20 protein-coding genes are annotated in these 23,418 nt (G+C 49.0%); 4 read left to right on the forward strand and 16 right to left on the reverse strand.

What is annotated here, in order from left to right; translation table 11 throughout:
- Positions 1-118: 118 nt before the first annotated feature.
- From DESLBE_RS04555 to polA, 7 genes are all read right to left on the reverse strand, one after another.
- Positions 119-1,288, reverse strand: coding sequence for a mandelate racemase/muconate lactonizing enzyme family protein (locus tag DESLBE_RS04555; protein ID WP_144675305.1), 1,170 nt, complete (start codon positions 1,286-1,288; stop codon positions 119-121).
- Between the two features lie 462 nt (positions 1,289-1,750).
- Positions 1,751-2,350, reverse strand: a complete 600-nt coding sequence (locus DESLBE_RS04560) for a lytic transglycosylase domain-containing protein (protein WP_005816766.1) — start codon at positions 2,348-2,350, stop codon at positions 1,751-1,753.
- Between the two features lie 181 nt (positions 2,351-2,531).
- A complete protein-coding gene (gene coaE, locus DESLBE_RS04565) occupies positions 2,532-3,134 on the reverse strand; it encodes a dephospho-CoA kinase (RefSeq protein ID WP_005816768.1) in 603 nt (200 codons plus the stop codon).
- Between the two features lie 29 nt (positions 3,135-3,163).
- Complete coding sequence (gene ytaF, locus DESLBE_RS04570) at positions 3,164-3,820, reverse strand: sporulation membrane protein YtaF (RefSeq protein ID WP_015944052.1); 657 nt, start codon at positions 3,818-3,820, stop codon at positions 3,164-3,166.
- 67 nt (positions 3,821-3,887) lie between these two features.
- Positions 3,888-5,750 (reverse strand): ABC-F family ATP-binding cassette domain-containing protein, encoded by a 1,863-nt coding sequence (locus tag DESLBE_RS04575; RefSeq protein ID WP_144675307.1) that lies wholly within the window; start codon positions 5,748-5,750, stop codon positions 3,888-3,890.
- A gap of 744 nt (positions 5,751-6,494) precedes the next feature.
- Complete coding sequence (gene mutM, locus DESLBE_RS04585; protein ID WP_005816814.1) at positions 6,495-7,316, reverse strand: bifunctional DNA-formamidopyrimidine glycosylase/DNA-(apurinic or apyrimidinic site) lyase; 822 nt, start codon at positions 7,314-7,316, stop codon at positions 6,495-6,497.
- A gap of 97 nt (positions 7,317-7,413) precedes the next feature.
- Positions 7,414-10,035 carry a DNA polymerase I gene (gene polA / locus DESLBE_RS04590; RefSeq protein WP_144675311.1) on the reverse strand — a complete coding sequence of 874 codons (2,622 nt, stop codon included), beginning with the start codon at positions 10,033-10,035 and terminating at the stop codon, positions 7,414-7,416.
- A 220-nt stretch (positions 10,036-10,255) separates the two neighbouring features.
- On the opposite strand from polA, the gene DESLBE_RS04595 reads away from it, so the two are divergent.
- The 3 genes from DESLBE_RS04595 to DESLBE_RS04605 are packed head-to-tail and all read left to right on the forward strand — an operon-like array spanning position 10,256 to position 12,089.
- The gene (locus tag DESLBE_RS04595) at positions 10,256-10,762 is read left to right on the forward strand and encodes an RNA polymerase sigma factor (RefSeq protein ID WP_005816820.1); all 507 of its coding nucleotides are present in this window, start codon (positions 10,256-10,258) and stop codon (positions 10,760-10,762) included.
- Positions 10,755-11,303: a zf-HC2 domain-containing protein gene (locus DESLBE_RS04600; protein ID WP_015944050.1), complete on the forward strand. Its 549-nt coding sequence runs from the start codon at positions 10,755-10,757 to the stop codon at positions 11,301-11,303. Before DESLBE_RS04595 ends, DESLBE_RS04600 begins: the two co-directional genes overlap by 8 nt.
- A 6-nt stretch (positions 11,304-11,309) precedes the next feature.
- Entirely contained in the window at positions 11,310-12,089 is a 780-nt protein-coding gene (locus DESLBE_RS04605; RefSeq protein WP_005816824.1) for a hypothetical protein, read from the forward strand.
- A gap of 61 nt (positions 12,090-12,150) precedes the next feature.
- Here DESLBE_RS04605 and DESLBE_RS04610 read toward each other — a convergent pair whose 3' ends face one another.
- Complete coding sequence (locus tag DESLBE_RS04610; protein ID WP_144675313.1) at positions 12,151-12,630, reverse strand: HD domain-containing protein; 480 nt, start codon at positions 12,628-12,630, stop codon at positions 12,151-12,153.
- 196 nt (positions 12,631-12,826) lie between these two features.
- On the opposite strand from DESLBE_RS04610, the gene DESLBE_RS04615 reads away from it, so the two are divergent.
- On the forward strand, positions 12,827-13,204 hold the full coding sequence (locus tag DESLBE_RS04615) for a RidA family protein (protein WP_018307279.1): 378 nt from the start codon (positions 12,827-12,829) through the stop codon (positions 13,202-13,204).
- A gap of 184 nt (positions 13,205-13,388) precedes the next feature.
- Here DESLBE_RS04615 and DESLBE_RS04620 read toward each other — a convergent pair whose 3' ends face one another.
- The 8 genes from DESLBE_RS04620 to DESLBE_RS04655 form a co-directional block, all read right to left on the reverse strand.
- A complete protein-coding gene (locus tag DESLBE_RS04620; RefSeq protein WP_144675315.1) occupies positions 13,389-14,624 on the reverse strand; it encodes an MFS transporter in 1,236 nt (411 codons plus the stop codon).
- Between the two features lie 164 nt (positions 14,625-14,788).
- Positions 14,789-15,262 carry a MarR family transcriptional regulator gene (locus DESLBE_RS04625; RefSeq protein ID WP_144675317.1) on the reverse strand — a complete coding sequence of 158 codons (474 nt, stop codon included), beginning with the start codon at positions 15,260-15,262 and terminating at the stop codon, positions 14,789-14,791.
- Between the two features lie 230 nt (positions 15,263-15,492).
- A complete protein-coding gene (locus DESLBE_RS04630; RefSeq protein WP_144675319.1) occupies positions 15,493-16,914 on the reverse strand; it encodes a tryptophanase in 1,422 nt (473 codons plus the stop codon).
- A gap of 97 nt (positions 16,915-17,011) precedes the next feature.
- A complete protein-coding gene (locus tag DESLBE_RS04635; RefSeq protein ID WP_144675321.1) occupies positions 17,012-18,400 on the reverse strand; it encodes an amino acid permease in 1,389 nt (462 codons plus the stop codon).
- Between the two features lie 225 nt (positions 18,401-18,625).
- Entirely contained in the window at positions 18,626-19,660 is a 1,035-nt protein-coding gene (locus tag DESLBE_RS04640) for an ABC transporter substrate-binding protein (RefSeq protein WP_172625368.1), read from the reverse strand.
- A 71-nt stretch (positions 19,661-19,731) separates the two neighbouring features.
- On the reverse strand, positions 19,732-20,529 hold the full coding sequence (locus DESLBE_RS04645) for an ABC transporter ATP-binding protein (protein ID WP_144675325.1): 798 nt from the start codon (positions 20,527-20,529) through the stop codon (positions 19,732-19,734).
- Positions 20,530-20,546: 17 nt separating this feature from the next.
- Positions 20,547-21,632: an iron ABC transporter permease gene (locus DESLBE_RS04650; RefSeq protein ID WP_144675327.1), complete on the reverse strand. Its 1,086-nt coding sequence runs from the start codon at positions 21,630-21,632 to the stop codon at positions 20,547-20,549.
- The gene (locus DESLBE_RS04655; RefSeq protein ID WP_144675329.1) at positions 21,607-23,412 is read right to left on the reverse strand and encodes an ABC transporter ATP-binding protein; all 1,806 of its coding nucleotides are present in this window, start codon (positions 23,410-23,412) and stop codon (positions 21,607-21,609) included. Before DESLBE_RS04655 ends, DESLBE_RS04650 begins: the two co-directional genes overlap by 26 nt.
- Positions 23,413-23,418: the final 6 nt, after the last annotated feature.

Consider the following 23,418-nt stretch of genomic DNA (forward strand, 5'->3'; position numbering starts at 1 on the left):
GCCTCTGGTCTTTCCAGTCAACTCATTGCATATAATTCATATATGTTTTATATGTATTATATATGTTATAACGTCAAAACTTTGTTTTGTCAATACCTATATTTTTATATATTAGAAATTACTCCACCGTCACCCGAATGCTGTTGGCGTAGACATACTCGGAAATCTCATTGCCAAGCCCCGGCAGCTCAGGTACCGTTAAATAGCTGTCTTCAGGCTGATAATCGTGGATGCAGAGCTTGCGGTTCAACCCATTCGGAAAATGATGCTCGTGAATTAAAAAATTGGGAATCACCGTCTCCAGATGCAGAGCGGCGGCGATGGCAATCGGGCTGCCGCAGACATGAAGCTGTACGCTTACGTCATAGACATAGGCAGCATCGCAGATTTTTTTGCCTTCCGTAATGCCGCCGGTATTGCCCAGGTCCGGCTGGATAACCTGCAGAGAGCTGTTTTCAAAATACGGCGCGTACTGCCACCGGGAATAGATGCGCTCCCCGCTGGCCAGGGGAAGATCCAACCTGCTTGAGATATAGGCAAAAGTCTTCGGATTGGGCGTGGTCGGTTCTTCATAATAGAAAATATTATATTTTTCAATGCGTCGCCCGATCTGAATGGCGGAAAGGGCATCGGTGTTGGCATGATTCTCCACAATGATGTCCACATCCGGCCCCACCGCCTCCCGGGTCGCCGCCACACGCTCCTCCACCAGATTCAGGTAATGGGAGGAGAGCAGGCGGGTCTGCTTTTCACTGGTCAGGCGGACACCCTTTTCATCATAAGTGAAAAAATCCACCTTGACAGCGTTGTAACCCTCCGCCACCACCTCTCTGGCGACCAGCCCGTAATCCTCGGCTTTGTAAAGGGGGCCTCTGGTTTCACTCCATCCGAACTGAAGCTGGCTGGCGTAAGTGCGCAGCTTTTCCCGCTTTTTGCCCCCGAGAAGCTGATAGACGGGCTTGCCGTAAGCCTTGCCCTTAATATCCCACAGGGCGATGTCGATGGCCGAAATGCCTGCAAATACCACCGGACCGCCGTTTTGCCCCCAAAAGGTGCCTTTGTAGAGCTTATCCCAGATGACCTCGTGTTCCAAAGGGTCAAGGCCAATGATCAGGGAGGCGAAATCTTTGACCATGCCGAAAGCCGCCGGTGCCGCCGTCGCATAGGCAAGGGCCGCCTCGCCGTCTCCATAGATGCCTTCATCTGTAAAGATGCGGCAAAGAATGGGTCTCCAGTGCTTATTTTCCGCTGTGTCAAGTTGAAGAATATCAACTTTTATGATTTTCATAGGGGAACCTCCTTTTACTTTTTTCGTTTTTTGCTATTCAATTTTCTCTTCCGGCTTATCTCGTAAAACTATGACTGTCTCGGAGACAAAATCCAGCACTTCCCAATTTACTGTTAACACACTCCCTCCCCCCTTTCCCTCCGGCTCTCGAAGGCAAACAAAAAAGGCTTCAGCATCCTTTCCTGCTTGCCGCATGAAGAATAGTGCAAAGCCTTTGGTTTTCCAATCAGCGCGCCGAATATTCCGTTAATTCTAAGCTAAGCCCCATGTCCGGGTGGTCGGATCGTATTTCATTTCTTCCCTAACTTTTATCTCGTTAACCTAATTGATAAGCATATTTTAGCAAAACATACTTAATCAATATAAATAATATGTTTTTTTAAAAGATAGCAAAAGGACGCTTATGTTGTCAATAGAGTATTGAGCAAAAAGATCATGATATGGGGACTAAAAAACCACGCTTCATTTGAGGCGTGGTTTTTCACCATAAAGATCCTGATACTTTTCGTAGTTATCCATAACCCGCTGCACATATTCCCTGGTCTCCCGGAAAGGAATATCCTCCGTATTCAAGTCATCCACCTTGAGCTGCTCTGTGCGGATCCACTCATTAACATGACCTCTTCCCCCATTATAGGCGGCCAGGACCAGCTCGATATCCTGGAATTCCTTCTGCAGGCTGGCTATGTACCAGGTTCCGTACTGAATATTCTTTTCCGGCTCTCTCAGCTCGCTTTGGTCGAAGGCTCCATCCCCTAAGGTCTCGGCAATCCAGTCGGCTGTATCCGGCATCAGCTGCATAAGCCCCAGGGCGCCCTTATGGGATTGGGAATAGGGCAGGAATTTACTCTCAGCGCGAATGACCGAGATAACCAGCAAAGGGTCCACATGATATTGCTCCGCATAATGCTCGATAAGAGATTTATACGGATAAGGATAGATTACTTTCTTAATGGGGGGAGACGAGAACAAGAATGTAAAAGCAATCACACATAAGACCAGGGTAAACAAAAAGCCTGATCTTTTTTTCTTGCGCCGCACTGTGAACCCTTTCTTTTTCATGGGTACTCCTTGATTTCATCAGTATTTAAGTCTTAAAGCATTCTAAGGTTTGAACAAGGCTTCAGTCCATGGCTGGACTTAACATAGGACATATTATACTTTGAGAGGCTCATATTACGGAATAGAACGATAGACCTAAGTTAGACCTATTGCAAGACCTATTCTGACCCATTGCTTCATTCTATAGTCCTTGCTCCCTATTTATTCTTTCCATTTCTTTCCTTAATTGTACTACTGTTTCTTCCCATTTTCCAGAATTATCTATAACTACATCTGCTTTATTGCGTTTCTCGCCCAATGAATATTGGGCTTGGATGCGCAATGCCACTTCTTCTGCATTTAAGGCATCCCGTTCCATGACCCGTTGTTTTTGAATATCCAGCGGTACCCAAACCACCCATAACTCGTCCATCTGTGACCCATACCCTGCCTCGAAAAGCAAGGGAACATCCCAGACACAGATCCTCTCCCCTGCCTGTTCCAGTGCCTTTTGTTGTTTTTCCATGGCAACTCTGACCCGGGGGTGAAGAATCTTTTCCAATTGTTTACGGGCTTGATCATCGGCAAAAACAATTCTGCCTAAGGCTTTGCGATCGATTTCTTCTGTATCCGTCAGGATATCCTGACCAAAGGCAGCCGTAATGGCTGCCATCGTCTCCGGTTCATGATAAAGCCCATGAACCGTACGATCCGCATCAATAATCGGAACACCTTGTTGGGAGAGCCACCGGGAGACTGTGGATTTTCCGCTCCCGATCCCCCCGGTTAATCCGATAACCCACATAGTATGACACCTCGAATTCATTATTGTAATCAAATTAGCTTTCCCAAAGCGATGAGAATAAGCATGGTTCCCGGCAAAAGGCCCAATTTCCCTAAATACTCTTCGGGAAGTCTGCCTGCTAAAGCCTGACCACATTTGATCATAAAAATTTGCATCAAGGCCACCCAGGCAATAACCGACAAAGAGTTAAAGATTCCCACAGCAAGACCCAATACCAGACCGGAAGCAAAGGCATCCAGGGATAAGGCCGTGCCCAGCAGCACACTTTCCTTGGCACTGATCACACCGGAGCCATCAAGATCGGCCTGTTCCGGAGTTTTGAGAACCTGCACCACAACGCCCAGGATTTTGAATTCCAGCTTAAGGACCGGCTCCCGAACAGCTATTGTGCTGGCAGGCTCAGCCTTTGGCGTCTCTTTTTTAAACAAGTGGGGAATAGCCTTGATCAGCTGATAGCCCCCTAAGGTGAGTAAAATTCCCGCTGCGATAAGATTAGGCGAGACAACTGTAATAACCCCTATGAGGACATCGCCAAAGAACAGTGCTGTTCCCATGGCTACTACTGTACAAAGAGTTATGATCAACATCGAAAGAAGGGGTATGCGGATTCTCCGTATTCCATAAGATACCCCTACGCCAAATCCGTCAAAACTTAAGGCTATAGCGAAGAGTATTGCAGCTCCCATAATCATCCTCCTGTAAGTACCTTTACTTTGCAGGATAATATATGGGTAAACCCTTCTTATGGTGCCCTTATTCTTCTGTTATTTCTAACCACTCCATCATTGTACTATCCAGTAAAACCTTTTTTTCCTCAAAGAGTTTATGGAGCTCCAGAGCTTTTTCATAATTGGAAGTCACTGCAGCCATCTGCTCTTCTAAGGACTGGATTTCTTCCTCCAGTTCAGCTATCTGTGCCTCTAATTGCTGGGCCTTTCTCTGGCGCCGTCTTGCTTCCCGTTCCGTCTCCTTGGATTGTTCATGAGGGCGGGTTCCGACAGCTGTACCGGAGGAGGCGCTCCCGCCCGTGGAAGCGGCTTCTTCTTCCTGGACTTGCGCCTTATACATGCTGTAATCCCCCTCGTAGATTTTAAGCCCCTCAGGAGTCAAACGGGCGATTTTGTTCACGACCCGATCCAGGAAATACCGATCATGGGAGACAACCAAAAGGGTTCCATCATAATCCTGAAGTGCTTCCTCCAAGACATCCCGCATACGGGTATCCAAGTGATTGGTGGGTTCGTCCAGGAGGAGCAGATTTCCCTGAGAGAGGAAGAGCTTAGCCAGGGCCAGCCGGCTTTTTTCTCCCCCGCTTAATACGGAAACCGGCTTAAAGACCTCCTCACCCACAAACCCGAAACGGGCCAGCAGGCTGCGAATTTCCGGATCAAGCAAATCTGTGTCGCCCCGGATTTCATCCATGATGCTGCCCTTGCCGTGCAATTCCTCATGTTCCTGGGAATAATACCCCAGCTTGACATTGGCCCCCAGGCGAATCTCCCCTTGATAGGGCAGCGAACCTTTGATGGCTTTGAGCAGACTGGTTTTGCCGATTCCATTTTCTCCGAGCAGGGCCACCCGGTCCCCCCGGCGCAATTCCACATCAACTCCATGGAACAACCGGCGCCCGGGAAACTCTACAGAGACATCTTCCAGCATAAGGGTTCGATCCCCGCTGCGCCGTCCTGTGGCCAGGGAAATATGCAAAGACTTGGGGGTTTTATTCACCTCAACAGGCTTAATCTTCTGGAGCTGGGATTCCCGGCCCCGGGCTTGCTTGGATTTGATACCGGCTTTATAACGCCGGATATATTCCTCCAGGCGGGCGATCTTTTTGCTTACCCGCTCTGCTTCTCTGACCAGTGTGGTCTCTTCCACCGCCCGTTGCAATTCATACTCGGAATAGTTTCCCGGGTAACTCTTCAGTCCCCCATTCTCCAGATGCAGGACTTTCTGAACCACATGATCAAGGAAGTAGCGATCATGGGAAACCACTAAAATCGCGCCGTCATAGCCTTTCAAAAACCCTTCCAGCCATTCTAAGGCATCCATGTCCAAGTGGTTGGTCGGCTCATCCAGAATCAAAAATTCCGGAGAACGGAGCAGGAGTTTGCTCAAAGCCAGCCTGGTTTTTTGGCCCCCGCTCAAATGTTGAATGGGGTGCTCAGTTTCTTTAGTGAGCCCAAGGCCGGAGAGGATCTTGCGCACCTGGGCTTCCAGGGCATACCCGCCCATAGTCTCAAAGCGCTCCGTGAGAGCACTGTATTGAGCAAAAACTTTCTCGTCCGCGGTATGAGCCATCCGTTCTTCAAGAACATGAAGCTGTTCTTTCATTTCGATGAGATCGGCCCGTTCCGCCAGCATGCTCTCCCAGACGGTTCCCCTATCTTCAACTAAAGGATTCTGGGGAAGGTATCCCCAGGTGCCGATAAGAAATACCTCGCCGCTTTCCAGAGGGTGTTCCCCTAAGCAGGCCCGCAGCAAGGTCGTCTTCCCCGCCCCATTGGGTCCTACCAGTCCCACCTTCTCCCCTTTCTCCACAGCAAAAGTTACTTGTCGGAAAAGGGCTTCTCCGGAAACGTCCACGCCGCAGCTCCGACAGTAAAGAATACTCATATCATAATAACTCCTTTGTAACAACTCTAAGTCGTTTGCTTGGGTCGTTTAGCGTTATGCATGATGAACCTTCGGGTCGCGTAGCTTTACGCACAACGCGTACTCCATAGCTCCAGGGCTGGTCCACTCGCTTTCTTAACAGCTCTGCCAAACCTCCGGGTAATACCTGATGTGAACCGTGGCTCCGCTACGTTAAGAAAGCCTCGTTGACCTGACCGCCCCTCCGCTAAATCCGTCCGCTTTTGTACGTAAAGCTACTGCTTACGGGTATCTTCAAGTTCTTCTCTGGAGCCCCGAGGACCTGATGCTCTTTGTGAGGCGTTGTGAGTATTTCTGGGGCCAGCCCAGCCCTTCTTCAAAGCCCTTCTGAGGTCACCGACCTTGCCGCCTCAAGCGGCGTCGGTAACGACGGAAAAAGCTGCTTGGATAAGATTGCTTGCCTCACAGCTCCCACAACGCCCTGCTTACTCAGACCTGAAAAGCAGCCCAAGGATTTTGATTTACACAAGGGAAGCGACTTTAAGCGAGCGGAAACAAAACTTCGCGAAAAGCACTCTGCGGAGAAAGGTTGGAAACAGGACGTTTCCAACCCGCTATGAGGCAGGAGCCGATTTAGCGGGGAACCTTTCGGAGCAGCGGGCTTTTTGCGTTAGTTTTGTCCGCGCAGCTTATGGAGCGACCGGTGTAAAGCAAAATCCTGGAGACCCCGCTTTCAAATCCTTCTCAGAGCAGCGGAATTCAATCTTACACCTGACAGCAAGGGCAAAACACCGTAGACCTGCCGGCCAGACGAATTCTCACCAGAGTATGGCCGCACTCTTTGCAGGGTTCTCCCCCACGTCCATAGACCTTCAATTCCTTCTGAAAGTCCCCTCTTTCTCCATTAGCATCCTGGTAATCCCGGAAAGAAGTGCCATTGGCGGCGATACCCTCCTCAAGAACCTGACAGATGGCAGGGTAAAGCTTCTCAATCTCCTCTTTCGTCAAGGAATTGGCGCACCGCTCCGGGGCAATTCCCGCTCTGAATAAGGCTTCATCCGCATAGATATTGCCGATTCCCGCCACAAGGGTCTGATCCAACAGAGCTGCTTTAATGGCCAGTTTGCGGGGAGCCAGACGCCGTCCCAGTTCTGCGGCGGAAAAACCTTCCTCCAAAGGTTCCGGACCCAGGCGGGCTAAGGAGGGTTGCTGGAGGCGTTCTTCTGTTCTCACCAACTGCAGCCGGCCGAATTTGCGTGTATCGGTAAAGTGAATCTCCCCGGAAGATAGCTTAAGCACCACATGGGTATGCTTCTCCGGTTCCTGGCTTTGAGCATGGTAAACCATGCGCCCTGTCATGCGCATATGGGCGATGAAGGACCAGCCTTCTTCTAAAGTAAACAAAAGATATTTCCCACGTCTTTCGATACTTTGAAACTTCAGCCCTCTGACAGCATCGGCAAAGGTTTTCTCCTCATATCCTTCCACAGCACCTGGCCAGCGAATTAAGATCTCCTCAATCCTTCGCTCAAGAATATGCTGACTCAGGCTTCTGCGTATGGTTTCTACTTCTGGTAGTTCCGGCATAATTACACCTTCATATATAAGAATTAATGGAATGCTCTATTGACTGTACGACAATTGATGGTACTGCTTTACTAATAGCACTGCTCTTCTGATGGTACTACTCCAAGGAATAAGACTCCATATCATACCAATTCGGCCCGGTCTTACAATCTGCGATCAAGGGCACGGAGAGGGGGAAAGCGCTTTCCATTTCTTCACGGACGACTTTCGCCACTTCTTCCAGGTCCTCCGGAGCTACTTCGATCACCAATTCATCGTGGACCTGCAAAAGGAGGTTGGCCCGATAAGGTTTCAACGCTTCAGCCACTCCCAACATAGCCAGCTTCATAATATCCGCCGCCGTTCCTTGGATGGGGGTATTCATGGCAATCCGCTCTCCGAATTGACGCTGCACCCGGTTAGGATGACGCAATTCGGGAATCCGGCGCAAGCGGTTGAGCAATGTGCGGACCTGTCCTTCTTCTTTAGCCTTGACCACAATCTCTTCCAGATAACGTTTGACCCCTTCATAACGATGGAAGTATGTCTCGATATAGGTTTTGGCCTCCTTGCGGGGTACGCCCAAATCCCTGCCCAAACCAAAATCCGTCAACCCATAGATCAACCCGAAGTTAACCGCCTTAGCCTTGCGGCGCATATCCTTCGTGACTTCTGCCATAGGAATTCCAAACACTTCCGAAGCGGTACGGGTATGCACATCCTGATTCAGAGAGAAGGATTCACACAGCACTTCATCCTGAGAATAATGGGCTAAAATCCGCAGCTCAATTTGGGAATAATCCGCTGATAAAAGCACCCAGCCTTCCTGAGTCGGGGTAAAGACTTTCCGCAGTAAGCGCCCCAGTTCAAGACGGATGGGGATATTCTGCAGATTAGGCTCGGTACTGGAGAGACGACCGGTGGCGGTTACCGTCTGCTGGAAGGTTGTATGGACTCTTCCCTCATGAATCTGAGCCAGCAGGCCGTTGACATACGTAGACATGAGTTTGCTTAACTGGCGATAGTCCAGCACCCGCTCTACGATGGAATGCTGATCCCTCAACTCTTCCAAAGTATCGGCATCCGTGGAATAACCGGTCTTGGTTTTTTTCATGGGGGGAAGCCCCAGCTTTTCAAAGAGGATATGACCCAATTGCTGAGGAGAGTTAATATTGAAGGTTTCCCCCGCGTCGGCGTAGATCTCCTGCTCTAAACGCTGAAGTTCCACGGTCAGCTCCCGGCCAAATTCCTGCAGCCTTTGAACATCCACCGCAATTCCCTGCTTCTCCATCTCTGCCAGGATAGGGCTTAAGGGTTCCTCCATTTCATGGAGAAGAGCACTCAGACCAAGCTCTTCAAGGGTTTCCTTATAGGAATCTGCCACCTGAGCCAGAGCAGAAGCCTCTTCAGCCAAATTTGCGAATTCCCCTGCACCGGGGATGTATTCCTTAACCAGCTCCAGGGGCTCAAATTTGTTGCGGGTGGGGTTAATCAAATAAGCCGCCAGTCCGATATCCAAGCTGACTCCCCGCAGAGTGATCTCTTCATTGAGGAGCAGGCTGTACAGCACTTTGCTGTCGGCAACCTGCTTAGGCACCTCAGAATCTTCCAGCAATTGGCTGAAAGCCAGCCGCACCTCCGGAGCTGCGTCGGTCCAATTCAGGATAAAGGACTCCCCACCGACAGCTATTCCCCAAGCGGTGATCCTCGCCCAATGGGGATTCCCCCCGGTATTAGCGCAAGTTAAAACAAGGGTTCCTTGATCAGCCTGCCATTGGGGGAACCGCACCAACCACTCTTCGCCAGTCAGTTCACGAAGGGGCCAGGGCTTGAGGACTTCTTCCCGAGGGGTATCCTTGCCCTCTTCTCCTGCCCCATGATGTTCATGCCAGATCCGGGCCACACTTTTGAGGACATACTTATCCAAGGCCGCGGTAAAGGTCTTCTCATCCGGGCGGCGATAAACTAATCGATCCAGATCAATCTCCAGAGGTATGTCATAAAGCATGGTGGCCAGCTTCTTGCTTAAGAGGGCCTTATCCGTGTTATTGCGCAAATTCTCCTGGAGCTTCTTGCCGGAAATTTTGTCGATATTATCAAGGACATTCTCCACACTGCCGTATTCCCACAAGAGCTTCAGGGCTGTTTTTTCCCCTACTCCGGGTACACCGGGAATATTATCGGAGGCATCTCCCATCAGTCCTTTAAGATCGATGATCTGGGCAGGCCGGAGCTGATACTTTTCGTAGAGAGCTCCTTCGTCATAAGCATCCACCTCAGTGATTCCTTTACGGGTCAGATAGACCGTAGTGCGGGGAGAAATCAGCTGCAGGGCATCCCTGTCCCCGGTATAAATCTGGGTCTCCCATTCCCGTTGCTCGGCCAGGGACGTAACCGTGGCAATAATGTCGTCGGCTTCATAGCCCGGACATTCCAGAATAGGCATGGCAAAAGCAGTCAACAGTTCTTTGAGGAAATCAAACTGGGGTTTCAGCGCATCGGGAGTCTCTTTGCGCTGGGCTTTGTAATCTGCATATTGCTCTATTCTTACCGTAGCCTTGGTCTTATCAAAAGCCACCACCCAATAATCCGGTTTTTGTTCAAGCAGCAATCGCAAGAGCATGGTCATAAAGCCATGGAGAACATTGGTAGGCTTGCCATCGGCGGTCGTCATCATCGGTAAAGCATAAAAGGCCCGGTTGGCCAAACTGTTCCCATCTAATATAAGGATTTTTGACATATAAAAAAACCCCTCACTTTCCGACTTTACTATACCATACCGAAGGATACCCTGCCAAACCCTTTACCGCTTTTTCCGCCGGTCCCCTCAATTCCGTGAGGCAACAGATTATTGCTGACTGAAACTTCTTTGCTTTCTCATGGAGCTTCTATATAATTTTAAAGGACATTGTAACAAAACCCTGTTCATTTGACACTAAGCTTATGAGAGGGGGAAATCTATGGCTGATTCAGTCATGCAAAAGGTCTACGAACAGCATAAAGATGCCGTCTATGCTTATTTGTTAAGCCTTACCCATAGCAAAACCCTTTCAGAGGATTTGACCTCGGAGGTTTTTATCAGCGCCATCAAATCCCTGCCCGGGTTTAAGGGGAATTCCGATCTTAAAACCTGGCTGTTCTCTATAGCCCGCTATACATGGTATGGGCATTTAAGAAAAAGCAAAAAAGAGCTTACCCCGGAAGATTTGCTGGAAGTCTATTTTTCCGATCCGGCCGGTCTGGAATCAACACTCCTCACCCAGGAGCTGCTGGACAGGATTCATGATTTGCTGAACCGGGAGCCTGACAAAAACAGAGACATCGTTTTGATGCGGATTGAAGGCTACTCCTTTTATGAGATAGCCCGGAAGCATCAGATTTCCGAAAGCTCGGCAAGAGTCCTTGATTTTCGCACCAAGCATAAAATCAGAACGATCCTGCTCAAGGAGGGATATAGCTATGAGTAAGATTTCCTGCTCTGTCTGCCTGGACTTAATGCCTCTGGTCAAGGATGGCGTCGCCAGCGAAGACAGCCGCCTGCTGGTGCAGGAGCACCTTGCAGGCTGTGAACACTGTAACCATAGTTGGGGAGAAAAAACAGGGGCGGAGATAGAAGCAACTACTGCAATGGATGACATTGTGGTGTTAGGCAAAATCAAAAAACAAATAATCGTCTTTCTGCTCTGCATTATGTTAGCCGGAACGCTGCTGGGAATGGTCATCTCCAATGGCATGCTTATGTTTTACAATGGGCTGATCATGCCTGCCATCGGCGGCTTTGGCTATATACTGTTCAAAAGGAAAGCCTATTTTGTTCCTCTGGGCCTGTTCGCCTTTTCCTTTATCTGGGTATCCCTACGTGGACTCATCGACGGAATCCTGACTTACACCGGCATCATTGAATTGATTTCCATGTCCGCCTGGTGGTCCGCCATTCTTTCCGCTTTCAGTGCAGTTGGCGTTCTGATCGCCTGGCTTTTGCATTACGCATTTAAGAAAGAGGTGTAGAATACTATGAACATCAAGAAAATATTAGCCGGTATAACCGGCATCGGCTTAATCGTGCTGCTGTTGCTTTTTGTCAACGCCTGGGTGGGCAACCCTGTCTCCAATCTATTGGCCAAGCAAGCCGCTCAGAAATATATTGACGTCAACTACAGCAACTTAGATTTAGAAATCCAGAGCTCCAACTATAACTTCAAATTTGACGCCTACCTGGTATTTGTGCAATCGTCCCTGAGCGAAGATACCGCTTTCAGCATCTATACCGACAGCTATGGCAAGGTACTGCGTGATGACTATGAATACGAAGTGGCCAATAACTTCACCACCTACAGGCGGCTGGATGCCGAGATGCGGGAGATAGCCAAAAAGTTGATCGGCAGCAGGCTGGATTATGATTTTGACTATATTTCTTTCCAGTTTACCAAAGAGGACCATGATCTCATGAAGCTGGAACGTGACATGAAGCTGGATATCAGCCATCCTCCCCTGCCCCTCGTCGCGGACGTTGTCCTCTACAGTGAGGACCTTTCCTACAGCAAAGTCGCCGAAGTAGCAAAAGCTTTGGAAGCGATTCTCAAAGAAGAGAGCATTCCGGTCAGCCAGTACAGCGTCCGCCTCCTCCCTCTTGCCAATAAGCCTGCCAAGGAAGATCAAGCGGCCCCTTGGGTCAACTCTCTTTCCCTTTCCGATTTCCCCGCGGAGCACATGGCTGAAGACAATCTGCCCCAGGTGATGGAACAGTTTGAAGCGGACCGGGTGGCGGAGCTTAACGCCAAAGATAAAAAGTAAAAAACAAAGTGAGACACTCTGCCCATCCATTCCCTGGAGGAAGCAAAGTGTCTCCTTATTCTTAACTCTCTAAATTCAATTCCCCCATAACCTCTTTGAGCCGGGCCAAATGATAGGGTTTGCTGATTTCATCACCATGAAAATAGCAGTCTAGGACATCCGCATCCTTCACGATTTCGTCTAAAGGACTGCCCACCTTGTCCTTTTCGGAGTGGCGGATTACCGCTTGAACGACGGCTTTTTTATCCTCTTCCTTCAAAGAGGAACTCTCTAAAAAGCGCCGTACCGGCTCTTCTCCCCGGAGGGCGTGATCCCCCTGCAGTCCGGTATACCAGCGGCCAATATCATGAAGAGAACAGGCTAAGGCTGCCAGCTCCAGATCGACACCACGCTTTTGCGCCAGCAACCTGCCCACTTGAGCACAGCTCACGGCATGGGTCCGCTCCCAGGCTATGGGATAATCCCGCTTCATTTCCTCCTGCTCTAAATTCCCCAGAAGTTCATTGATTCTCTCCATATGATTAATGAATGCCCATTTCATCTTGATCCCTCTCTTCCTTTGCCTTCCGTTGTCTTCAATATACCATACCGGGAATAACCTGCCAAACCAATCTCAGCAAGAAAAATATCGCCATGACGGATAGATAGACGGATAGATAAGACGGATACATAATAACGGGACCATTAGGTACAATAAAATCAGAAACTCCACTAAAAGTTACAACAGGAGGTCAGCCATGTCTCTTAAGGTTTTAAACACTGAGAAAGCACCAGGGGCCATAGGGCCCTACTCCCAAGGAATTCAAGCCGGTAACCTGATCTTTACTTCCGGCCAATTGCCCTTGAATCCGACTACCGGAGAACTGGCAAGCGACATTCGTTCAGCCACCAAACAATCTCTGGAGAATGTCAAAAACATCCTGGAAAGTGCCGGTTCTTCTATGGACAAGATCGTTAAGACCCTTATTTTCCTCAAGGATATGAACGATTTTGCCGAGATGAATGAAGTTTACGGCTCCTACTTCCCCACGAACCCTCCGGCCCGTTCTGCCGTACAAGTGGCGCGTCTTCCTAAAGATGCTATCATTGAAATCGAAGCGATTGCTTTAGTTTAGGTTTATGAGGTGTAAACGTTCATACAATGAAAGCTGGATAATGTACTTCGTATGACAAATAGGGATTCAGACTGTAGATAAATAGGGTATCAGAACTTAAGAATAGGTTCTGATACCCTATTTAATTGAACCCTATAATTGAGCACTATAACCCAGGAGCTATACTTTTAAGAAAACAACGAGTTTACATATTTGCCTGAGGTCTTTTATGCAAAACCGGTATTGCCGCTGCAATAAGGAGCATCCCCATAAAAGCGGGTGCAGCATGACCCAGGGATACATAGATTTGCCCGCCAATGATCGGTCCCATCATTCTTGCCAAGGCCTGAATAGACTGACTGCCACCTTGAATCCTGCCTTGTTCACCGGAGGGGACAGATTTGGAGAGCATCCCATTGAATGAAGGCCCAAAGATCGAATCGCCAAAGCCAAAGATAAACATTCCGGCAATTAAAAGAGGATAGAATGAGAACAAAGCCGATGCGGCAATAAAGCTGTAGCCGATAATCTCCGCCGCCATGCCCAGCATGGCGATCTGTTGATCGCTGAGTTTCAGCAAAAGCTTTGGCATGATGAAACCTTGGGCAATGATGTCTTGGAGACCCATAATGGAAAACATAAGTCCGATAAGGGCGGGCTGCCAATGGAAGGTGTCCAGTGTAAATTGTGAAAAAACCGCCTGTAACGATCCGTTGGGCAGCCAAAGCAAGAAGGCTGAGACGAGCAGCCTGGTTAAGCTTTTCATGGAAAGAATGTTGGCAAGCTGGATGAATGGATTCAGTCTTATCAAGGAGATCTCTTGCAGCCGTTTATTCTTATCAAGACTTTCAGGCATATAGAAAAGTCCATAGACAACATTCAATAAAGTGATGATTGCTCCAAAATACATGGGTACAGAATACCCGAACTTAGCCAGCAATCCCCCCAGAGTTGGGCCAATGACGGCGCCTACACCTACAACCGCACTCACCCAGCCAAAGTATTTGGTTCGCTGTTGCGGAGGGATGATATCGGCAAAATAGGCGAAGATCGTGCCGATGCTCCCGCCGGTTATCCCTTCGATGATGCGCCCGGCAAATAGTACCCAAAGAGCTCCGCCGATGCCAAAAACCAAGTATCCGATTGCGGAACCCAACAGGCAGATTAAGAGCAAGGGACGGCGGCCATATCTATCGCTCAAAGCTCCCAGCACGGGGGCGGCCAAAAACACGCAGGCTGCATAAACAGAGGTCAGCAGCGTAACCGCGATCGCTTGCTCTTCCGGATTGCTGATATAAGGCTGCACTAAGAACGGGACGACAGGTGTTATAATACTGAAGCCTATTCCGCAAAGAAATACCGACATAAGGCCGAACAGCAGAGCCTTTTTATCTATGGTTTGCTCTGTGTTCTGTTCATGATTTGATCTAAATTTGAACATTTATCTTCTCCCCTTAGAAGTTCCATTTTTAGAAATTTCATTTTTGAGTCCTAGGAAACATAGTTATAGTATCACTGTTTTGTTTCCCCGTCAACAAAATAATCACAATAAAAGACAGCCCCCCTCACTTGAGTTGGGCTGCCTGTGACTTTTCCTTATGGAATTTACTCCGACTTTATATCTATCTCCAGTTTCTTTATCTCTGTATCCAAATGCCTGCTATACTTTTCCACGAAGCTCAGCATACTGTCAAATTGTTCCTCAGTTACCTGCTCGAATACGGCTTTATCCCGCTCTTGAAACTCTTTGTGCAGTTGCTCATGGGTTTCATAAACCGCTTTCCCTTGGGAAGTCAAGCGAAAATAGATTTCTTTCTTGTTATCCGGTTTCTGGTAGCTTTCGATCAAGTCTTTTTCCATAAGCTTTTTGGTTATTTTACTAATGGCACTTCTCGTCATATAAAAGGATTCCGCAAGTTTTGTCACGTTGGAATCGGCATGTCTGCCAATATACTCGATACAATGTACTTCCGAAGGCTTATAATCCTTAAGACTTACTTCCATCTTGACTTTATTAAGCCAAACCAGCTTATTAAATAAGTCCCTGAAGCTCATTATGACCTGTTCTTCTTTATTCATGCCGGTCCCTCCACCCCTTGGTGCATTAACCATAGTATATTAAACTTTTGTTTCCATTTCAACTATACTAAACATGATTATTGGCAGAATACCTGATAGTCAAACGAACAGATCCATATTGAATTTGACGGAGAATAGACGCAAAGGGGGTTTTGAAACGAAATAATTCGTTCCAAAACCCCCTTTGGCCGACAAGACAAGGTTTATATATAGTGAGGTATGCTTGATTTCTAAGGCACCATCGGATTGACATCTTCTCCCGCTTTGGGGTCGAGGCCAATGGGTTTGAGCTTGCAGAGGAAATGGCGTAGGACCTTGGGTTCATAAACAAAATCAAGACCTTTAATCTGGTCACGACGTTCTGCGATTTTAGCCAATCCATCCACAATAACATCCATATGCCGATCCGTATATACCCTTCTGGGGATGGTCAGGCGCATGAATTCAGCACCGGCAACTTTTTGTTTTCCGGTTTCCGGGTCCCGGCCCAAAAGAAGCGAGCCAACTTCAACGGCACGAACGCCGGTTTCGATGTACAGTTCATTGGTTAAAGCCTGGGCCGGGAATTGGTCACCCGGGATATGGGGTAAAAATTTCTTGGCATCGACGAATACGGCATGGCCGCCCACAGGCCATTGAATGGGGATACCGCGTTTCCGCAGTTCTTCTCCTAAGTATTCTACCTGGCCGATGCGGCTTTCCAGGTATTCTTCATCCAGACCTTCATAAAGCCCCACCGCCAAGGCTTCCATATCCCGGCCTGATAAGCCGCCGTAGGTCACAAAGCCTTCCATAGGCACGCAGGTGGCACTGGCCGCTTGGTAGAGTTCGGTATTGTTTTTAATACCGATAATACCGCCCATGTTGACAATCGCGTCCTTTTTGGCGCTCATGGTGAAGGCATCTCCGTAAGAGTACATTTCGGTGACGATATCCTTAATGCTGGCCCTCTCAAAGCCCTTTTCACGCTGTTTGATAAAGTAGGCGTTTTCGGCAAAACGGGCGGAGTCTATATCAACAAAGATACCGTATTTATCCGCAATCTGCTTCACAGCCCGAATATTCTCCATCGAAACCGGCTGCCCGCCGGCGGAGTTGCAGGTAATGGTGATGATGATAAAAGCAATCTCTTCTTTGCCTTTTTCTTGAATGAACTTCTCCAGCTTTTCCAGGTCGAAATTGCCTTTGAAAGGATGCTCTTTTTGGGTATCAAAGGCATCGTCGATAACCAGGTTAATGGGAACCGCACCGTTGAGCTCGATATGGGCCATGGTCGTATCGAAATGCATATTCCCCAGAACATATTGGCCTTTATGTTTAATCAGGTGAGGAAAAAGAACCTGCTCAGCCCCCCGGCCCTGGTGGGTGGGAATCGTGTATTCATATTTAAAAATATCCGCTACGGCATCTTTAACTTTGTAGAAGGATTTACTTCCGGCATAAGCCTCGTCCCCAAGCAGCATCGCCGACCATTGGCGGTCGCTCATAGCTCCTGTTCCGCTGTCCGTGAGCAAATCAATATAGACATCTTCGGCTTTCAGGGCGAAGGGATTATACCCCGCTTCCTGCAATGCCCTCTCACGCTCTTCTCTGGATATCATGCGCATGGTTTCCACCATTTTTATGCGATAAGGTTCTGCTTTTCTCACCATAACGATCCTCCTTCAGTAGTATTGGAAATTCAAAGTTATCTTCCCCTTGGCTTTCCTATTTATGACCGTCAGTTATTTCCACCCCATAGCCCAGCGGTTACTCTCTGTGGGGCGGCTTTGTTTCAGGATTACGTCTCAGAAACTTATACCCGATGTAGAGAATAATAATCCAAATGGGTCCAATATACAGGGAATAAACCATATCCGGAATATAAGCCATCAGCACCACGACCATAGCCAGAAACGCCAGCGCAATATAGTTGGAAATGGGGTAGAGAGGCATCTTGAATTGCAATTGATCCTCCCGCCCTTTTTCTGCTTCGACTTTTCTGAACCTAAGCTGGGTTACCAGGATCATGGCCCAGTTAAAGATCCCGGCAATGGTGGCAATAGAAATTAAATAGAGGAAAACCTTCCCGGGAACAAGGAAATTAAGGATAACCGCGATTAGGGTGACTGCAGAAGAGGCAAAAACCCCATTAATCGGTATGCCATTGCGGCTTACTTTGGTTAAAAACCTGGGAGCGTTTCCTTGCAGGGCTAACCCGTGCAGCATACGTCCATTACTGTAAATCCCGCTGTTATAAACAGAAAGAGCCGCTGTTAAAACAACAAAGTTTAAGATATGAGCCGCGGCGGGGATTCCGATGGCGGAGAAGATCTCCACGAAAGGGCTTCCTGAGGTTCCGATTTGATCCCAGGGATAAAGAATCATGAGGATGGTCAAGGCACCGATATAGAAGATGAGAATCCGCCAGACGACCTGGTTGATGGCTTTCGGAATGGAGCGCTTAGGATCGTCTGCTTCTGCTGCCGTAATCCCGATCAATTCAACTCCACCAAAGGAAAACATCACAATTACCAGAGATAGGAGCAGCCCCCATACACCATTAGGCAAAAAGCCTCCATGGGTCCAAAGGTTGCTGAATCCTACAGCCCCTTGTTCCCCTAAGCCAAAGAAAATCATGACCAAGCCAAAGGCAATCATCGCCAGAATCGCGACAACCTTAATCAAAGCAAACCAGAATTCGAATTCTCCGAAGGCTTCAACATTGATAAGATTGATTAAGGTGATGATCACCAGGAAAGCCAAGGCCGTTACCCACTGGGGCACATTAGGATACCAAAAGTTGATATACACTCCCACAACGGTTAACTCAGCCATACTGACGGCTATGTAGTTAAACCAATAGTTCCACCCGGAAAAGAATCCGGGGAAGTCACCCAGATATTTATAGGCAAAGTATGAAAAAGCGCCGGCAACGGGCTGATCAACACACATCTCTCCTAATGCCCTGACAATAAAAAAAATGGCCGTGCCGCCCAGGAGGTAGGACACGATAATCGCTGGACCGACCAACTGAATCGTCGTCGCCGAACCATAAAACAATCCGGTTCCAATCGCACCGCCGAGGGCGATCATCTGAATATGCCTGTTCTTGAGACCGCGGTGCAGTTCCACATGATGATCTTTTTCTGAACTCATTTTACATCCCCCTTCTTAAACACAGAGTCGAATCCAGACTTATGTTAACCTTTATCTTATTTTTAAATACACCTGAAGAGATTCAATGATTGAGAAATCTTAAAGAATACCTTTGTTTTGCTCTGTATAAAAAACAGGCCACAGCAGCCGAAACTGTGTGACCCAGGAAAATTCTATACCTTTTCATTCCAAAAGAGTTGAGACTGGTTGCCTCCAAAAATTGCCTTACTGAAACGCTTCAGGATGCAAGGTTTTGGCAATGGCTTCAAGACCATCAAGGCTTTGTAGCCCAGGCCACACCATAAGGCCGGAAAGAATGAGGAAATTATCCTCAGTGACCGCCGTTACCTTGATAAAATCGGCAGAATTTTTGATAGCGTCCTGCTTAGCCTGGCCGTCACCCGAGGTGAAATAGCTTGTGACAACCACATGCTGAGGATTTCGCATAATGATCTCTTCGGCGGACACCTCCGGATACTGTGTCATCAGTTCGGAAAAAATGTTCCTGCCCCCGGCCGTGGCAATCAGGTAATCCTCCAGTGTCGCACCGCCTGTGGTATAATAGACTCCCTCGCCGATATCATCAAGGGTAAACACCAAGACCTCTTCCAGACCAGCAACCGCCTTTTTAACAGCATTTTCCCTGCTGCGGAGCTCCTCCACCAGGGCGGCAGCTCTGTCTTCAATATTAAAAATGATACCGATGTTGGTGATGTCGTTATAGACATTTTCCAGTGTGGGCTGATCCACTACCGTTCCTTCGGAGGCATAGATGTTGATGTTATTGGCCTTGTAATCCCCAGGCTCCCCGCAATTGGCGGCACGAAAATTATAGGAGGTTCCCCATACGAAATCAGGACTTTGGGACAGAACCACTTCCAGATTAGGCACACCGTACTGAGACAGCCTAGTGCTGTCGAACACAGGGAGACCGGCCACCGTTTCCCGATACTTCTCCACCACCTCTTCGATCCGATTCATGCTGGGTGTCAGGGCGACGATTTTGTCTTCAATACCCAAGGCCGCCATGATCTCCGCCTGGGAATAGCTGAGCACAACTACCCGCTCCGGAGCGGCTTCATAGGTGGCAGACATTCCGAAGTTCTGCACCGTTACCGGATAATGGCCTTGTACGCTATCCGCAGTTTCCGGTGCTTTAGGTGCCTGTTCGCCGGGATTTGACTCTGCCTTCTGTGCACAACCGACCAAAATCCCTGTCAAAATCAGGACGGCCAACATCATGGACATTACTTTTTTCATGTACATTCTCCTCACTGTTTTTGTTTATTTTTTAACAGACAAAATATGTTTGCTTTGCCTGTTCACCCACCTTATAATGCGCGCCGGTACAAGATTCTGGCGATACCGTGTTCATCCGGAACAATGTCGGCATCAATCCGGAACACATCGGCCAGCAGCTCCTTTGTGCATATTTCCGACGGATGACCCCAGGCCACAATCCTGCAGTTGTGGAGTATATAAAGGCAATCGCAAAAGGCACAAGCCAGATTCAGCTCGTGGAAAACGGCGAGGACGGTTTTGTTGAGGTTGCGGATGGTTTCCATCAGATGCCATTGGTAGTGAACATCCAAATGATTGGTGGGCTCATCCAGCAGCAATATATCTGCCCCCTGAACCAGGGAACGGGCGATTAGGACGCGCTGTTTTTCGCCGCCGGATAAGGTGGCAAAGCTGCGGTGGGCCGCCTGGCTCATATTGACGCTTTCCAAAGCCTCCATAGCAAGCTTCTTGTCATCGGAGGTATCCCCTTCAAAGAACTTTCTATGGGGAGACCGCCCCATCAGCACCATTTCCATAATGGTGTAGGGGAAGTCGGACCCGTTTTCCTGCCTGAGAATGGTGACTTCCCGGGCCGATTCCTTATAGCTGTAATTCTCAATCTGTCGCCCGTGGACAAAGACCGTGTTTTTATCCGGCGGCAAAGCCCGGTACACATGTTTGAGCAAGGTGGTTTTGCCGCTTCCGTTAGGGCCGATCAGCCCTACAAACTGGTTCTTTCTGACCGAGAGGCTGATTTGATCGAGTATTTTCCGGGAATGGATGGAATAGCTGAGATTTTTTACGTCGACGGCTGCCTGGCCGTCAGTTGCTTTCTGCCTGGTCCTCATACCTCTGTTCACCACCTCTATTTGGATTTTTTGGTCTGCTGGTAAAGCAGCATCACAAAGAAGGGTCCACCGCAAAAAGCGGTTAAAATGCCGATGGGCAGTTCTTGGGGGGCCATGACAAAACGCGCCAACAAATCCATCCACACCAGGAACAGGCTTCCGATCAGAAAAACCAAAGGAAACAGGCGGCGGTGGTTGGTGCCAAGCACGAGTCTTACCGCATGGGGAATGACAAAGCCCACCAGGCCGATAATCCCGCAGGATGATACAATCAAACCTGTGACTAGGGCAATCACCAGTGTGGTCAGCAGCTTTATGCGCACCACATTGACTCCCAGGCCGATGGCCGTTTCGTCGCCCAGTGAAATCAAATTATAAGAGCGGGCATTCCCCAGGAAGAAAAGCAGTCCAATCACACTGCCCAGAAGCGGAATAGCCACATTGTCCCAACGGGCACCGGCAAGACTGCCCATCATCCACATGGTGATGCTTCTCGATGTGTTGGCCGCAGACATGGTAATGAAAAACTGGGATATGGCGTTCAGAATGATGGATATAGCCATTCCCGCCAACACCAGCCGCGTGTTGTTGGAAACGACGTTCCCTGACATGCCCACCAAGTAGACGAGAGCCATGGATAATGCCGCTCCCAGAAAGGCAAACGTCTGCAGCAACCCGGTCTGGGCAAATGCCCCGCCGATGAAAAAGCACAGGCTGACCGCCGCTGATGCCCCGCTGGAGACCCCAAGTATATAAGGGTCCGCCAGGACATTTTGGGTTATGGACTGCATCGCCGCACCGCAGATCGCCAGTCCTCCTCCGGCGGCAATGGCTAAAATGGCTCTCGGCAGACGCAGGTTCCACACAATGTAGACTGCCGATTGGGCATTGACATCATCCTGTATTCCGAACAGCTTCATCTTCAGAATATCCAGCACGGTCCTTAAGGATAATTCCGCAGAACCAAAAGCCGTTGCCACTAAAATGCTGAACACCAGGGAAAGAAACACCAACACCGAGAGAAAAACGAGGCCGAACCTTACCCTGCCGATCAACGACGAACCACTTTCTTCGGTACTATGCTGAATCGGTCTGCTCAGCATAATCACCTCCTAACAGTTGTACAAAATAGGGGCAGCTGGCCATTAATTGCTCATAGGTACCTGTGCCTTCGATTTTACCGTCCTTAATCACCACGATGCGATCCGCACTGCGAATGGTGGAGGCCCGGTGGGCGATAACAATAGTGGCCCTGCCTTTTTTTAAATTGTTGATGGCCTTATTGAGCTGCCGCTCGGTTTCCGAATCCAGATTGGCCGAGGCCTCATCCAGAATCAGGAGGGGCGAGTCTTTTAAAAAGGCCTGGGCAATGGCGATCCTTTGTTTTTCACCGCCGGAAAGCCGTGTGCCCCGTTCCCCAAGGACAGTGTGATGGCCTTTAGGCAGCTTTTGAATAAAGCCCTCGGCAAGGGATTTTTTCAATGCCTCCGCCACCTCCTCCGGCGCAGCATTATGCTTGGCCAGCAGCAGATTGTCCATGACGCTGGCGTTAAACAGGTAGACCTCCTGGGGTACCACCGTGATTATTTCGCGTAAAGCCTCCAAACGAATGGTCCGGATATCGTAGCCGTTAATGGTGATCCGGCCCCCATCCACATCCCAAAAGCGTTGTAACAGCCGGGCTATGGTAGTTTTTCCACTGCCCGACGCCCCCACCAGGGCCACCGTTTCCCCCTTGCCCACCGCGAAGCTGATATCCCGGAACAGCACCTGGTTTGCCGCTTCCCCGTCTTGAGCTGGATATGTGAAGGATACGGACTCCAAAGCGAGGGTGATATCCCCCTGTTGGCCGTTCTCCGTTCCCATGACCTGGGAAGCCCTTGTCTCCCCTTTGTCCTCCACCGTGCTTTCCATCTGGAATAATTCAAACAGGCGTTTCGCAGAGCCAAAGATCATGCCGTAGTTTATACTGGTCAGTAAGGCATCCTGCAAGGGACCGAAAAATATCGAACACAAGATAAACACCGGTAACAGCCAAACCATATCGGCCGCGCCTTTCATAACCAGGAGGACCGCCAGAATCTGGCCGCAGAGGCTGCCGATGCCGATGAACATTTGGAAAAGGCGTTTTTCATCGCCGCCCCGCAGGGCATAGGCCAGCTGTGCCGTATGGTAATCCTGGACCGATTGAGTAAAACGCTGAAAAAATTGCCTTTGCCACTGAAAGGAAATGATGTCCTTCAGCCCTTGAACACCGTCCACTATTCGCGCGTTCAGAATGGAGAAGTTTTCCCGCATGACGTATCCCTGGACGTTTGCTTTTTTGGATGCGGCAACCGGTATACATACGAGCACAATCACAAAGTGAATTAGCACAAGGGGCAACAGCGGCGAGATCAGGCCCATGGCAATCAGAGCGGCCAGGGAGATGAGCACCGCCACGATGATCTGCCCCAAGGTATGGGCGTAAAACCATTCCAACTGCTCGATATCCTCTAGGACGATGCTCGTCAGCTCTCCGCTGTGGCGTCCTTCCAGGGCAGCGGGAGCGATAGCGTCGATCTTGTCATAGGCGGCATTGCGTAATTTCGTCAAAATTTTATAGGTTGTATCGTGTGACACCATGACATCCAGATAAGAAAAAAATCCGGAAAGCACGACCAGCACTGAGACCCAAATGAACATCTGCCAGATATTATGGGCGTTTCCCATGATGGCGATGCTGATCATATAAGAGGTCAGAAGGCTGATGACGATGGGGGTGAGTTTAAACAGCAGATTGCACAGGATGGAGAGAACAATATACTTCCACATCCCTTCAATGTATCTGCACAATTTCAAAGTGTAGCCCACTCGGCCCAGCCCGGATCGGATGTTATCCATGATGCA

Source organism: Desulfitobacterium sp. LBE (genome assembly GCF_007830365.1).
GTDB classification, from domain to species: Bacteria; Bacillota; Desulfitobacteriia; order Desulfitobacteriales; family Desulfitobacteriaceae; genus Desulfitobacterium; species Desulfitobacterium hafniense.

What these genes read in the sequence shown, in the direction of transcription:
- DESLBE_RS04555 (WP_144675305.1), bottom strand. Translation starts at nt 1,288, where the DNA reads ATGAAAATCATAAAAGTTGATATTCTTCAACTTGACACAGCGGAAAAT.
- DESLBE_RS04560 (WP_005816766.1), bottom strand. Translation starts at nt 2,350, where the DNA reads ATGAAAAAGAAAGGGTTCACAGTGCGGCGCAAGAAAAAAAGATCAGGC.
- coaE (WP_005816768.1), bottom strand. Translation starts at nt 3,134, where the DNA reads ATGTGGGTTATCGGATTAACCGGGGGGATCGGGAGCGGAAAATCCACA.
- ytaF (WP_015944052.1), bottom strand. Translation starts at nt 3,820, where the DNA reads ATGGGAGCTGCAATACTCTTCGCTATAGCCTTAAGTTTTGACGGATTT.
- DESLBE_RS04575 (WP_144675307.1), bottom strand. Translation starts at nt 5,750, where the DNA reads ATGAGTATTCTTTACTGTCGGAGCTGCGGCGTGGACGTTTCCGGAGAA.
- mutM (WP_005816814.1), bottom strand. Translation starts at nt 7,316, where the DNA reads ATGCCGGAACTACCAGAAGTAGAAACCATACGCAGAAGCCTGAGTCAG.
- polA (WP_144675311.1), bottom strand. Translation starts at nt 10,035, where the DNA reads ATGTCAAAAATCCTTATATTAGATGGGAACAGTTTGGCCAACCGGGCC.
- DESLBE_RS04595 (WP_005816820.1), top strand. Translation starts at nt 10,256, where the DNA reads ATGGCTGATTCAGTCATGCAAAAGGTCTACGAACAGCATAAAGATGCC.
- DESLBE_RS04600 (WP_015944050.1), top strand. Translation starts at nt 10,755, where the DNA reads ATGAGTAAGATTTCCTGCTCTGTCTGCCTGGACTTAATGCCTCTGGTC.
- DESLBE_RS04605 (WP_005816824.1), top strand. Translation starts at nt 11,310, where the DNA reads ATGAACATCAAGAAAATATTAGCCGGTATAACCGGCATCGGCTTAATC.
- DESLBE_RS04610 (WP_144675313.1), bottom strand. Translation starts at nt 12,630, where the DNA reads ATGAAATGGGCATTCATTAATCATATGGAGAGAATCAATGAACTTCTG.
- DESLBE_RS04615 (WP_018307279.1), top strand. Translation starts at nt 12,827, where the DNA reads ATGTCTCTTAAGGTTTTAAACACTGAGAAAGCACCAGGGGCCATAGGG.
- DESLBE_RS04620 (WP_144675315.1), bottom strand. Translation starts at nt 14,624, where the DNA reads ATGTTCAAATTTAGATCAAATCATGAACAGAACACAGAGCAAACCATA.
- DESLBE_RS04625 (WP_144675317.1), bottom strand. Translation starts at nt 15,262, where the DNA reads ATGAATAAAGAAGAACAGGTCATAATGAGCTTCAGGGACTTATTTAAT.
- DESLBE_RS04630 (WP_144675319.1), bottom strand. Translation starts at nt 16,914, where the DNA reads ATGGTGAGAAAAGCAGAACCTTATCGCATAAAAATGGTGGAAACCATG.
- DESLBE_RS04635 (WP_144675321.1), bottom strand. Translation starts at nt 18,400, where the DNA reads ATGAGTTCAGAAAAAGATCATCATGTGGAACTGCACCGCGGTCTCAAG.
- DESLBE_RS04640 (WP_172625368.1), bottom strand. Translation starts at nt 19,660, where the DNA reads ATGAAAAAAGTAATGTCCATGATGTTGGCCGTCCTGATTTTGACAGGG.
- DESLBE_RS04645 (WP_144675325.1), bottom strand. Translation starts at nt 20,529, where the DNA reads ATGAGGACCAGGCAGAAAGCAACTGACGGCCAGGCAGCCGTCGACGTA.
- DESLBE_RS04650 (WP_144675327.1), bottom strand. Translation starts at nt 21,632, where the DNA reads ATGCTGAGCAGACCGATTCAGCATAGTACCGAAGAAAGTGGTTCGTCG.
- DESLBE_RS04655 (WP_144675329.1), bottom strand. Translation starts at nt 23,412, where the DNA reads ATGGATAACATCCGATCCGGGCTGGGCCGAGTGGGCTACACTTTGAAA.